At 39.3% G+C, this 13,195-nt stretch carries 14 protein-coding genes; 1 reads left to right on the top strand and 13 read right to left on the bottom strand.

The features are described from left to right. The 5 genes from IYQ91_RS01685 to IYQ91_RS01705 form a co-directional block, all read right to left on the bottom strand. The gene (locus tag IYQ91_RS01685; protein ID WP_195672882.1) at nt 1-705 is read right to left on the bottom strand and encodes a M57 family metalloprotease; all 705 of its coding nucleotides are present in this window, start codon (nt 703-705) and stop codon (nt 1-3) included. Between the two features lie 144 nt (nt 706-849). Then, nucleotides 850-1,641: an alpha/beta hydrolase gene (locus IYQ91_RS01690; RefSeq protein ID WP_195672883.1), complete on the bottom strand. Its 792-nt coding sequence runs from the start codon at nt 1,639-1,641 to the stop codon at nt 850-852. Nucleotides 1,642-1,739: 98 nt separating this feature from the next. Then, nucleotides 1,740-3,401, bottom strand: a complete 1,662-nt coding sequence (locus IYQ91_RS01695; protein ID WP_049508163.1) for a ribonuclease J — start codon at nt 3,399-3,401, stop codon at nt 1,740-1,742. Nucleotides 3,402-4,098: 697 nt separating this feature from the next. Beyond that, nucleotides 4,099-5,385: a peptidase U32 family protein gene (locus IYQ91_RS01700; RefSeq protein ID WP_195672884.1), complete on the bottom strand. Its 1,287-nt coding sequence runs from the start codon at nt 5,383-5,385 to the stop codon at nt 4,099-4,101. A 130-nt stretch (nt 5,386-5,515) separates the two neighbouring features. After that, nucleotides 5,516-6,445 carry a peptidase U32 family protein gene (locus IYQ91_RS01705; protein ID WP_195672885.1) on the bottom strand — a complete coding sequence of 310 codons (930 nt, stop codon included), beginning with the start codon at nt 6,443-6,445 and terminating at the stop codon, nt 5,516-5,518. A 139-nt stretch (nt 6,446-6,584) separates the two neighbouring features. Between IYQ91_RS01705 and IYQ91_RS01710 the strand changes: the two genes are divergently transcribed. Next, nucleotides 6,585-6,878 (top strand): DUF3270 domain-containing protein, encoded by a 294-nt coding sequence (locus IYQ91_RS01710; RefSeq protein ID WP_195672886.1) that lies wholly within the window; start codon nt 6,585-6,587, stop codon nt 6,876-6,878. A 100-nt stretch (nt 6,879-6,978) separates the two neighbouring features. On the opposite strand, the gene IYQ91_RS01715 is transcribed toward IYQ91_RS01710, so the two are convergent. The 8 genes from IYQ91_RS01715 to IYQ91_RS01750 form a co-directional block, all read right to left on the bottom strand. Continuing rightward, complete coding sequence (locus tag IYQ91_RS01715; RefSeq protein WP_106100543.1) at nt 6,979-7,446, bottom strand: YtxH domain-containing protein; 468 nt, start codon at nt 7,444-7,446, stop codon at nt 6,979-6,981. A 15-nt stretch (nt 7,447-7,461) separates the two neighbouring features. Further along, nucleotides 7,462-7,845 carry a DUF948 domain-containing protein gene (locus tag IYQ91_RS01720; RefSeq protein WP_195672887.1) on the bottom strand — a complete coding sequence of 128 codons (384 nt, stop codon included), beginning with the start codon at nt 7,843-7,845 and terminating at the stop codon, nt 7,462-7,464. Nucleotides 7,846-7,863: 18 nt separating this feature from the next. Beyond that, the gene (lgt, locus tag IYQ91_RS01725; protein ID WP_195672888.1) at nt 7,864-8,637 is read right to left on the bottom strand and encodes a prolipoprotein diacylglyceryl transferase; all 774 of its coding nucleotides are present in this window, start codon (nt 8,635-8,637) and stop codon (nt 7,864-7,866) included. Next, nucleotides 8,630-9,562 carry an HPr(Ser) kinase/phosphatase gene (hprK, locus tag IYQ91_RS01730; RefSeq protein ID WP_003032689.1) on the bottom strand — a complete coding sequence of 311 codons (933 nt, stop codon included), beginning with the start codon at nt 9,560-9,562 and terminating at the stop codon, nt 8,630-8,632. The genes lgt and hprK overlap by 8 nt, the downstream gene beginning before the upstream one ends. Nucleotides 9,563-9,679: 117 nt before the next feature. Next, entirely contained in the window at nt 9,680-10,201 is a 522-nt protein-coding gene (locus tag IYQ91_RS01735) for an NUDIX hydrolase (RefSeq protein WP_195672889.1), read from the bottom strand. A gap of 50 nt (nt 10,202-10,251) precedes the next feature. Continuing rightward, nucleotides 10,252-10,524 (bottom strand): PspC domain-containing protein, encoded by a 273-nt coding sequence (locus IYQ91_RS01740; protein ID WP_025271868.1) that lies wholly within the window; start codon nt 10,522-10,524, stop codon nt 10,252-10,254. A gap of 104 nt (nt 10,525-10,628) precedes the next feature. Beyond that, entirely contained in the window at nt 10,629-11,078 is a 450-nt protein-coding gene (locus IYQ91_RS01745) for a SprT family protein (RefSeq protein WP_195672890.1), read from the bottom strand. Continuing rightward, nucleotides 11,065-13,194, bottom strand: a complete 2,130-nt coding sequence (locus IYQ91_RS01750) for a Tex family protein (protein WP_195672998.1) — start codon at nt 13,192-13,194, stop codon at nt 11,065-11,067. Before IYQ91_RS01750 ends, IYQ91_RS01745 begins: the two co-directional genes overlap by 14 nt. Between the last annotated feature and the right edge of the window lies 1 nt (nt 13,195).

A 13,195-nucleotide genomic window follows, 5' to 3' on the forward strand; every position in this document is an offset into this window, starting at 1 on the left:
TTATGCTTGATACAACTCCTTTACTGCTTGAACATCTACTGCTTGAATACCATAAAACGAGCCAGCAGATTGCATAACAGATTTTTCTTCATTGTGTTCCAATCCAATCGCATGTCCCAGTTCATGCTCTGCTGTGTTTACGATTCGCTCATAAGAGTAGCTATATTGACTGTTTAATAGATAATAACGATTTAGTCGAACAGTTACATTTGTAAAACGCTTGGTCAGCAAATTGGTTTTGGATTCTGCTTCGCCTCCCGCACTGACAGTGCTATTATTCATCTCTGTAGCTACAATATTGGCTTGATTTTTATCATTTACAATCTGGAAAGTAAAGGCACCCGTTTGATTCCAGGCACGAATGGCTTCCTGATAAGCTGAGCGAAATGTCTCGTCTTGTGTATCTATATAAACCGTAGCACTCGCTGTGTCCCATCGGACACCAGACGCTTGGTGACCATGATTGTCCGATAGCTGTTTGGTCAGGTCTTTCACATTTTGCCCGACACCTAGCTGACTATCCTGTCCACTTACATATCGATAAATTTGACTGACATCTTGCTGAAGTGTTGTCGAAAAATTGCTTTTAGAAGGACTAATGACATACAAGATTCCCACTAAAAAGAGTGCTGTTAATGCAAGGCTATAAACTAAACGCCATATCAAGCGCAACAGCGCCGAAAATATTCGAAATATAAACCTCATACTTCCCTCCTAATCTCAAATGTAAAGAGTAAGTATAATGAGATTCGCTTAAAAATTTCTTAACATAGAGAACTGTAAAAGAAAGAATAAAATATTGACAAAAAAATGTAAATTTCTGTCAAAAAGGGCATCTCTCAAGCAACTTTAGGATAAGCGCTCTTCTACTTCAAAATCAATCGGCAGCCATTTCAGAAATTCCTCTAATTGTTTTTCCCAGTAATACCACTCGTGCTTTCCCAGATTATGATGATAGGTGATATCTAAGCTACATTCGCACAATTGTTTAACAGCTACTTCATTTGCTTGATAGAGAAAATCTTGCTCCCCACACCAAGCGTAAAATTTAGTCTTTTTATCTGACTTCTTTGCCATTGTCGTCAAAAAATGTCGCTTAACATCAGCTGCTTTCAAATCGCCAAACACACCTTGCCAATAGTTAAGCGTTCCGCCTGGAAGTTCCTCTATATCCACATCATCCAAACCGAGCCCAATAGCACCTGAAAATGACCCTGCATAAGAGAATCGATCTGTCGTCAAGGCTATTTTATAAGCCCCATAACCTCCCATCGACAGGCCTGCAATAAATGTTTTCTCCCGTTTCCGACTCATATTGGGGAAGAATCGCTGCATAACCTCAGGCAATTCTTTTGCTATGGCATCATAATAATTCAACCCATAAGCAGTGTTGGTGTACCAAGCAAGATCTGTTGATGGCATAATGACAATTAAATTTGTATGGCGCAGTAAACGCTCAATATTCGTCCGTTTTCGCCACGAATTTTCATTGCCGCCCATACCGTGCAAAAGGTAAAGAACGGGAATATCCGTATCTGCTACCTGACTGGGAGCTACTGCATCCGCATCAGGATAGATGACATTGACACGACGCTCCATTTCCAACACTGCTGAATGATACTCTATTTCGAAAAATGCCATTTTTTCTCCTTTTCATGTAAATGTAAGAAAGGGGTTGGAACAAACGTCCTGACCCCACTATTTTTGTTACTATAGGTTAAATGTACTTATTTATTTGCTTAACGCACTTCCATTACAACGGGTAAAATCGCTGGACGACGTTTAGTTTGCTCAAAGAGGTATTTCGCAAGATTGTCACGCACCGAGCCTTTCAACTCACCCCAGTCAAAGTTATCTTTTGCAAGATAATCTTCCACTGTTTTATTGATTAAGTCAGCACTTTCACGCAAAATATCACGGCTTTTCTTGACATAAACAAATCCACGTGTATGAACCTTGGCTTTGGAAATAATCTTCTTGTCACGACGGTTCACCGTAATAGCTACGATAAAGATACCGTCTTCAGACAGAACTTTGCGGTCACGAAGAACGATATTTCCGACATCACCAATCGCATTTCCATCAATCATGACATCACCAGAAGATACCGCACCAGAAGGTACAAAATCACCCTTTTCATATTCCATAATGCTACCACGTTTTGGAATAAAAATGTTCTCTGGCAACATACCAATTGCCATGGCAGCTTTAGCATGTGCTGCCAATTCACGATATTCTCCTTGAATTGGGAACAGGAATTTCGGCTGCAAGAGGTTTAACATCAATTGCAAATCGCGCTCATTTCCATGTCCAGACACTCGTAAATCTTGCGTAATTAGTTTGACAACACCACCTGCTTGGTAGATCATGTTTTCCACACGCGCCACCAAAGCTTCTTTTGCGATAGACGGCGTTGTAACAATATAAACCAAATCGCCTTCTTTGATCTCTACATAACGGTGACGACCAATAGACATCTTGCGCAAGCCATTGATTGGTTCACCCATACGCCCAGTTTCCAAAATAATCAGTTCATGATCTTCAAACTTGGACATTTCTTTAGGTTTAATCAACAGACGTTCATCCACAAGTGATAATTTCTTCAAGCGAATAGCCGTACGAACGATATTTTCAATGTCAAACCCCGTCAGCACAACACGACGACCCGTTCTAGCAGCAGCTTCAAAAACCTGTTGAATACGAGAAAGATTGCTTGCAACCGCCGCAACAATCACGCGCCCTTCCCAATCACCAATCGTATTGCTAATTTCTTTTGCAACTTCGCTCTCGCTTGCCACTTGAATATTACTATCCGCATTTGCAGAATCACTAAGAAGAGCTAGAACGCCTTCTCGACCAATTTCTGCTAGACGTGCAAAGTCTGTTGCATAAGACTGACTAGCCGTTTGGTCAAACTTGAAATCACCTGTGTAAACAATATTGCCTTCAGACGTTTTCAAAACAATCCCTAAACTCTCCGGAATGGAATGCGTTGTTTTAAAGAAAGATACAACTGTACCTCCAAAATCAATCTCTGTGTCTTCATCAATCACATGAAAATCATTGAACTTTTTGACCGTATCATTTCCTTTGACAAATAACTTAGCCAACTCAATCGTCAATTCTGAGCCAAATACAGGAACTTTCGTTTCAGCAAGTAAATAAGGCAAGGCACCAATTGCATCTGCATGCCCGTGTGTCAAAAAGACCCCTGCAATACGGTCCTTATTTTCAAACAAATAGTCCATATTTGGAATAACAAAATCCACACCAAGCTGTTCATTTTCTGGATATTTTAATCCGACATCCAGGACAAAAATAGATTCATCCACTTCAGCGATGTAAAGATTTTTCCCATTCTCACGTACGCCACCTAAAGCAATCAATTTAATATTGCTCATTGATTCTCCTTTTCAAATTTTTTTACTAACGGTCCTTGGAATCCCAAGTCGAATTACAGTTTTGCAAGTATTTTGCATATTTTATTTATTATACTACTTTTCATGATTTTTTTCAAAGAACGGAGCATACAAAAAACTCCTAGTTACTGTATACCTACAGAAAGCTAGGAGCCGTCTCTATTTGCTAATAAGTGATAGATAGACTTTCAGAAAGTAATTATCTGAAAAGAGATTCTTATGATGATTCCATCGTTATTTTACTAAAGAATGATTTTCTTGTCCACAATATATCAAAAACAAGTTTTTTCATCTAAAACAATAGCGGTTTTATACCAAAGCGTGAAAATCATTAAAAAGCTTCTACCGACTGCATCAAATAACATTCTTATTTATTCTTACTTTGCGTTCTTTATACGCGATGCAATTCTACAAACCACTACATGACATCTTCAGAAATATTTATCAAATACCTCCAATTAAGAAAAACAATTAGCAAATAGAAACTAATACATCATAAACGATTTAAAATATGAAAGTTCCGACACCCATTGGAATCAGCCCTTTCTTATCTTTCTTTAATTATATTGTACACCTTCTTTTTTAAAAAAGCAAGCGTTTACATTCATTTTTTTTAAATATTTTTTACAAATGAAAAGAGGCAGAATTAACCATTCAAACCTCTTCTCAATATAGATTTTTATGCCCGTACTGTGACACTTGTGCCGTCTTCTTTATAAAGATTTATCAAACCCTCTTTACGACTACGTACCATATCACCTGGATAAACTGGATGTGGTAAGGAAATCGTCAACAATTCCATCGGATTAGGAGCCCGATCAATTTTATTTCCATCTGAATCGTGTAAATCTGTAATGACTGCATCAAAATGACGGAAACCAGGACCATAAAATTCAACTGGGTCGCCCTCATTGATGACATTTCGTTGCCGAATAGTCGCTGTTTGCGTATCAGGGTCATAAGCCACCACTTCTGCCACAAATTTATATTGCGGAATTTTGCGGCGTGCTCCAAAAAGCTGCTCATTTTCAGTCGGTGTATGATAATAAAATCCTGTCGCCAACTCACGTTGCGCAACCTTCCACATTTCATCTACTAAATCTTGCTTGATTGCTTCAAACTTTTCAGGACTTTCAAGATAAGCATCTACTGCCGCCTTGTAACAATTTGAAACAGTAGATACATAGTGAATAGACTTCATGCGTCCTTCAATTTTCAAGCTGTCTACTCCATTTTCAATCATATCTGGAATATGGTCAATCATGGACATATCCACAGCCGACATAGAAAATTCTTCTGGAATTTCGCCTTTTAAGCTCTTGCGCTCTTGTCCAAAGGGCATATCGTAGAGATCATATTTCCAGCGGCAAGATTGAGAGCAGCCCCCACGATTGGCATCCCGCATGCTCATATGATTGGACAAAGTACAACGTCCTGAGTAGGAAATACACATAGCACCGTGAACAAAAGCTTCAATCTCAACATCGGTATGTTTGCGAATTTCTGCCAATTCTTCCATGGAAACTTCGCGCGCCAAAACGACACGTGTCAACCCCAAATCTTTCCAAAATTCCAAGGTTTCATAGTTTGTTGCGCTAGCTTGTGTTGACAAGTGTACTTCCAAACCTGGCGCTTCTGTACAAGCAATGGCAATCAAAGCTGGGTCAGATACGATAACGGCAGAAATGCCAATATCCCGCAAAGTGCGGAACCATTCCCCAGCTCCTTCTTCATTGCCTTCGTGGGTTACCATGTTCGCAGCCACATAGACTTTTGCGCCATGTTCACGAGCAAATTGAACGCCCTCTTCCATTTCTTCAAACGTAAAATTTCCAGCACGACTGCGCAAACCATAAGCTTGTCCGCCAATGTAAACAGCATCCGCTCCATAACGAATGGCGACTTTTAATTTTTCCAACGTTCCAGCAGGTGCCAGAACTTCTGGTCTTTTAAAAGTTTTTGTCATATTCTCGCTCTTTTCTAAATTCTAATACTCAGCCTTTTTATTTTATAGCAAAAAGGGCTTGAAATCAAGCTAAAGGAAACAGATTGTGAAAGTTAAACAAGCAGTCGCAACTCGCGACTACCTGCGTCCCTTATTTCACCTGATCTGGATCATATTCATAAAATCCAGTATCCAAGAAACGATTCTTTGGATGCAATTGATGAACCTGATCATCCAAAAGGAAAGCCTGATCATGTGTAAATTGATTGGTCTCAATCAGCTCACGCGCTTGCACAAAGAGTTTGGCAATTTCAACAAAATTGTGTCCTGGCGTATAAATCCCTTCTAATTTCCAATGTGTAAAGCCATGTTCTACCAACTCTCCAAGTTTCGTCATCATATCCAAGTCATTATTCGCAAAAATATGCGTCCCATGATTGTCCTCAAAAATAGAATAATGGCTATTCGGATCACTCGGCTCTGCCAGGAATAAATCACGCTCACGACTCTTTTCGTCATCAATATGAGTGAAATTGTAATAATTCTGCAAAAGCGGTCGCTTAGAATGATGAATGACGCTAGCACCATAGACTAGTATCTCAACAGGAATTTCTAACACTTCCTGCATTTTAAACAATTCTGCCGATGGAATTTCCCGTGCTAAAACCGCCTCAGAAGCGCCAGCTTTTTGCCCCCAGAAGTTCACTTGACGACTGCTAGCAACCATAGTCGAGGCATCATAAATCGTCTTAAACGGATAACCATCGCGTTTTAACACATAAAAGACACCGGCATCTCCCACAGTAATATAATCCGCCTGAATATCCACTAAAAAGTCAAGAAATGGCTTGATTTTATTCATCATTTCCTGATGCATCAAAGCATTGACAGCAACTGTCAACTTTTTGCCTGCCTCATGTACAAGGGCTGCAATCTGCCGCAATTCGTCATAAGAAAAAGTATGGGGTAATCGAAGACCATACTCTTTTTCACCCACATAAATGCGATCCACACCTGCTTCTAAAAGCTCTTTTACTTGCTCAACGCTCTCAGCTGTCGCTGTAATGATAATCTTTTTCATAGCAAAATTATAACATATTTTTGATTTCTCTTCTATATTTTTAATTTGAAAAGCATTTTTAGCCTTTTTGTAATCGTTATGTAATATTTATCTAATTAAAATCATGATAAAATAAGAGAGTACTGTAAGGAGAGAGAACATGACCGCAAGAAAATATCAGTCCTATCAAGAGGACTACACCTATCCAGAACTAGAGCAAGAACAATATCCCCTTTATCAAGATTACATTCCTGAAGCAAAAACGAATCCAAACCTGAAAGAATTACTATTTTTCGTGAATATTGCTACATTTTGTATCTTGACAGCTTTATTTAGCTTTTTATTCCTGTCTATTAAAATAAACACTTTCTTAGCTTTTACTTTAGCAATTGGTGTTAGTTTAGTCTGCATTAAAATGCAGCAAGCATTTATTCGTCGAAAAAGAAATAAATAGTTTTGGGATTGAAGTGCCTGCTTTTTCAAAGGCACTGTTTTTATTGTGATTCGTTGTGATGTAAAATCGATTTAGTTAAAAAGTTAAAAAAATTGAGGTGCTAGTCCTCAATTTTTTTGTCTTCATTTTCCGATTCTTGGTTTTCTGTCAAATCAATGACAATATCCTCCGATGTGGTTTCTTTATCAACTGGTTCTTGCTCAGTTTTTTTGAAATCTTCTGGAGAGATACCTTCTGGTGTCATTTTTTCTTTCCATTCTTGCATTTTCTCTTGTGAGAAGTCAACTACTTGTTTCGTTGCTTCTTTCACAGAGTCAAGAATTGTTTCACCTGTAATTTCTCCGCTCTCAACCTTTTCTTTGGCTTGGTTGACTGCTTCTGCAGCTTGATTAGAGAAATGATTGGCTTTTTGTACTACTTGATCTTTAAAATCATCTGGATTTTCTTTGACCTCATTCATGAAATCAGAAACCTTAGCTGTCACTTCTTTTCCTTTTTTACTTGTGAGAAATACCGCTGCAGCCGCACCAGAGATTGTTCCTAAAAGGATAGATGAAAATTTACCCATAATAAACCTTCTTTCTTATTTTTTAAATAGTTTAGTAACCATACGTAAAGCCGATAAAGTTGCACCAGCTTTGATACTATTTTTTCCTGCTGCAGCAGCTTTTTTGCTCAAATGACGAGCGGAATCATTCAAATCCGAAACGGACTCAGATAAATCTGCAACTGCAGTGAAAAGCGGGTCAATGGTTGTCATTTTTCCATTAATATCATCTGCTAAAACATTCACTTTCGTTAACAATTCATTGGTTTGATAAAGTGTCACATTGACATCTGTCGTCAACACCTGAATTGTTTTTTCTGTTTCATCAACGACATTTGAGATTTTCCTAACCAAAAAAATCGTATAAACAATCAAAGCAATCAAAGCGAGGGCAACTAGACTATAAGCAATTTCAAGCATTTTTCTTCTCCTAACTTTTTAATAATAAGGGGTATCTTTTTTTCTGCGTTGGTAAATGACGAGAATGATTCCTGCAACCACTAGAACAGCAGACAACCATTGCGACACACGCAAGCCCGCAAACATGAGACTATCTGTTCGCATACCTTCAATCACCATGCGACCTATTCCATACCAAACAAGATAAAATCCAGTCATTTCTCCACGTTTGAGGAAATTTTTCTTTCTTCTCGCAACCATCACTAAAGCAAATCCTAACAAATTCCAAACCGACTCATAAAGAAAAGTTGGTTGTCGGTAATGACCATCAATGTACATTTGGTTGCGCATAAAACTTGGTAAGTAATTTAGACTTTTAACAACCGCTCCGTAAGCCTCTTGATTGAAGAAATTTCCCCAGCGCCCAAGACTTTGGGCAATCATCACTCCTGGAACCGCAATATCTAAAAAGTCTAGCGTATTGATAAGCTTTCTTTGTGAGAAAAAATACAAGACAATCGCTCCGGTGATTAAACCGCCATAGATAGCAATTCCTCCGTGCCAAATGGCAAAAATCTCAGCAGGATTTTTAGCATAATAGCCCCAATCAAAAATGACATAATAAATGCGAGCTCCAACGATTGCTAAGGGAAACGCAATGAGGATAAAATCAAGAATGTCATCTGGAATGATTTTCTTTCGCGGCGCTTCACGCATAGCCAGATAAACAGCTAAAACTAAACCTGTTACAATACAAATCGCATACCAGCGAATACTTAGAGGTCCTATTTTAAATGCAATTGGATTAATCATGAGACACCTCATTCTCACTAATGAGATTGGTCAAGCGTTCCTCAAAAGTCTTCGTGGCATCAAAGCCCATCTCTTTAGCACGGTAATTCATCGCTGCTGCTTCAATCACCACCGAAATGTTGCGACCCGTTTTCACAGGAATACGAATCCTTGGAATGGACACACCTGATACTTCAAACTCTTCACCATTATTTCCCAAACGGTCAAATGTTTTATTGACATCATAATTTTCCAGATAAACAGCCAATTGAACCTGTGATGAATCCTTGACAGCACTAGCTCCATAAAGGCTCATGACATCAATAATCCCAACACCGCGTATTTCAAGTAAATGGCGCAAAATTTCCGCTGGCTCGCCCCAGAGAGTCATTTCATCTTTTGCGTAGATATCTACGCGGTCATCCGCAACTAAACGATGTCCCCGTTTCACCAGTTCTAAACCAGTCTCGCTTTTTCCGATTCCACTATCTCCTTGAATCAAGACACCCATGCCATAAATATCCATTAGAACGCCATGAATACTGGTTCGCTCAGCCAAACGTGAATCTAGATAGCTAGAAATTTCACCGGATAAACGACTCGTCGGTGTGCGGCTGCTGAGAACAACAATTTTATTTTCCTTTGCAGCCTTCAACATCTCATCAGGTACTTTCAGATCACGCGCCACAATCATAACAGTGTCTCGTTCAAACATTTTCCGTAAAACCTGATAGCGATTGTGAGAGGTCATCTTCATCAAGTAAGACCATTCTTTCATTCCCATTAGCTGGATACGTTCTGGTGTGTAATAGTCAAAATAGCCTGTCATTTCAAGTCCTGGGCGGGAAATATCAGAGGTCGTAATTTCTCTTTCCAACATTTTCTCATCGCCATAAACCACATTTAATCTGACTTTTTTTAATAGATCTTTGATCTTTACAGTCATATTCTTCCCCTTTGATAGTTTCTTTTTCTATTATAGCAAATTTTGAGATTAAAGGAGAGTTTCATCCTTGATTTTGCAAAGAAAATGGATGCAACCATATATAATATATAGCATTTACTACTTCTCTGACTGGAGCATTTTTTCTACAATTTGTTTTTGATTTTGAAATAAAGGATAACGATTCATAAAATAACGGAGTTCACTAGGTTTCAGCCAGATGTGGCTATCCGTTTCACCTTCTTGATATTTCACGTCTTTCTCTGTGACGATTGCCTCATAAAAATCAAAATGGCAGTGATCTTTAGGTGAAGTCGTCTGCTCAATCAGTTGTATTTTTCTAGGAATCAGCCCAGTTTCTTCCCGCAATTCACGATAGGCTGCGGTCATGCTATCTTCACCAGCCAACACACTTCCTCCTGCACCAAACTCATAATAATTAGGATGAATTTCTTTTTTTGGACTGCGGTGCATCAGGAGAAATTCCCCATCTATATGACGAACGAAGACATTGACACAGAGGTAATACTGCCCTTCCGCAATTGGTTGCCCTCTCTTTAGAAACTTTCCTTGTCGCTCTCTTTGCTCATTATAAGCATCCCAATATTCCATTTCTCCTCCTCCCAAAATAAAGGAGTCCATTGTCCGAACTCCTTTCTAGCATATATAACCAAACGCTTGCTCCAACACACTCACCAAAACCAGCCGTCATCTTCTTTGATTGCTTCTGCTTCTTTGCGCTTACGAGGTCCTGTTCCATACATTTCTTCTTCTACGTCTTCCTTGTAAGGCATCACAGATGATAAAATGATGTAGATGATAATTCCTAAGCCCAAATTAGAAATGGTAAATAAAACGAATAAAAAGCGAACAAGCCCTACATCTAAACCAAATTTGTCCGACAAACCAGCCAAGACTCCTGATACAGCGCTATTTCGGCGTAATTTATAAAATTTTGTTTTCATAATCATTTAGCCTCTTTCATTGATACTAAATCTAGTGTAGCACATTTCAGTCATCATGCCATCCGTCCCTAGGCGGATTTCTGATTGTTTCGCGAAAATAGTCATTAAGACTGCAACTGTCTGATAAAAATGAGTTTCCCTTGACAATGTCCGCAGCAATACCGCTCAGTATTGATTCGTCTTTTTCTATGATATTGTGCACGACAATGCAAGCATTGATAAACAAGCATTTTTGCAGATGATTGGTTTGATAAAGTAGGCGCATAGCGCAAACCGTCCACGGATTTCAATAATTGCTTGAAATCTCGATCCTTATGTCGATAACCTTTCTTTTCAAAGTAAAGATGATAATGGCACAACTCATGCCGCACAATTTTTCGGAAAGTTTCTAAACCAAACTGTTCATAGATTTTAGGATTAAAATCGAGATGACCATCCTTTGGAAAAAAGCGTCCACCTGTTGAGCGAAGACGCTTATTCCAAGAAGCCATATGTCGAAATTCTTTGCCAAAATCTTCCAAAGAGACTTGTCTGACATAGTTAGTTAGATTCACGCGGTGCCACCAAGGAAAGATTGACCTTTTCTCTTTCTATATCCAATTTGTCTACCCAAACGGTTACCAAATCACCAACAGAAACAACTTGACTCGGATGTTTGACATAGCTGTTGCTGAGCTTAGAAATGTGAATCAAGCCATCTTCGTGAATGCCAATATCGACAAAAGCACCAAAATCAACAACATTGCGGACAACGCCTTCTAACTTTTGCCCAATTTGTAAGTCCTTTATATCAAGGACATCTTGACGCAGAACTGGTGCATCAAATGAATCACGCATATCACGTCCTGGCTTGAGCAAGTCTGCAATGATATCCTTGAGGGTAACTTCTCCCAAGTTCAAATCTGCAGCAACTTTTTTGACATCTAAAGACTGCAATTTTTCTTGAGCGGCTTGATCTAAGTCCGTAATTGCAAGCGTTTGGAACAATTTCTCAACAGCTGGATAACTCTCTGGGTGAACACCTGTATTATCCAAAACATTATCACTTTCGGGAATCCGTAAGAACCCTGCCGCCTGTTCAAATGCTTTAGCACCTAGACGAGGAACTTTTTTAATCTCCTCACGCGAGCGAATCACACCTTCTTCTTCACGATATTTGACAATATTTTCAGAAATCGTTTTGTTTAACCCTGCCACATGCGATAGAAGAGATGGGCTTGCGGTATTGATATTAACGCCGACTTGGTTAACAACGGTATCTACGACAAAATCCAAGCTTTCAGATAATTTCTTCTGGCTCACATCATGTTGGTATTGACCGACACCGATTGATTTTGGGTCAATTTTAACTAGCTCTGCAAGAGGGTCTTGCAGTCGACGTGCGATAGAGATAGCCGAACGTTTCTCAACGGTCAAATCAGGGAACTCATGCCGCGCCAATTCGCTAGCAGAATAAACAGACGCACCGCTTTCATTGACAATAACATAGCTGACGTTTGGATGAGTTTTCAATACTTCAGCGACAAATGCTTCACTTTCACGACTAGCTGTTCCATTCCCAATAGCAATGATTTCAACACCAAATTGGTCAATCAAGTCTGACAAATCTTGCTTAGAAGCTTCAATTTGCGCTGCTTTTGCCGGTGGAACAGGATAGATAACCTGAGTTGTCAGCATTTTTCCAGTTGCATCTACGACTGCTAATTTTGCTCCTGTCCGGAAAGCTGGGTCAAATCCTAGTACCACGCGTCCTTTGAGTGGCGCAATCAAGAGCAGATTTCGCAGATTATCTGAAAAAAGCTGAATCGCTCCGTCTTCTGCAGTCTCGGTCAATTCTGCCCTAATCCGACGTTCCATAGCTGGAATGATTTTCTTTTTCACAGCTTGCTGGATTGCTTCATGAATGTAGTCATTTTTGACCTTAAAGCGCACTTCAAAGAAGCGGATAATCTTATCTACATTATTCTCAAAACTAACTTTGAGAACACCTAGCTTTTCACCACGATTCAGTGCTAAGGTGCGATACCCCTGCATATCTGCGATTTTTTCGGAAAAGTCATAATAAATTTGAAACACTTGCTTTTCGTCCAAATCTTGATCTTTTAAAGTTGAAACAATGCTTGAATTTGTCAGCATTTCATGATAAGTCCAAGCACGCAGTTGTACATCTTCTGAAATGGCTTCCACTAAAATATCTACAGCTCCAGCTAGAGCTGCTTCTACCGTCGGAAATGTTTCGTTAGTTAAGGCAGTTGCTTCCTCTTGAAGAGTGGCAGCATTTTGTAATATGAGTCGTGCCAAAGGAAAAAGTCCTGCTTCACGTGCAATCGTAGCTTTTGTCCGACGCTTTTCTTTGTAAGGAAGATAGAGTTCCTCCACATCAGCCAACTTTTCAGCTGCTTCAATGGCCGCACGCAATTTGTCCGTCAGCTTTCCTTGTTCCTCAATCTTTGCCAGCACCGTTGCCTTACGCTCTCTGAGGTTCGTCAGACTTTTATCCAAATCAAGAATAGCCTTAATCTCTACCTCATCCAAATTACCTGTCATTTCTTTCCGATAACGAGCAATAAACGGAATCGTATTGCCCTCTGCTGTCAGTTCCAATACTTTTTCAATTTGCTTCTGACTAATCTTTAAACTTTGCGATAGTTCGATAATATTTGTTTCCATA

Source organism: Streptococcus sp. HF-2466, from assembly GCF_015594645.1.
GTDB classification, from domain to species: Bacteria; Bacillota; Bacilli; order Lactobacillales; family Streptococcaceae; genus Streptococcus; species Streptococcus anginosus.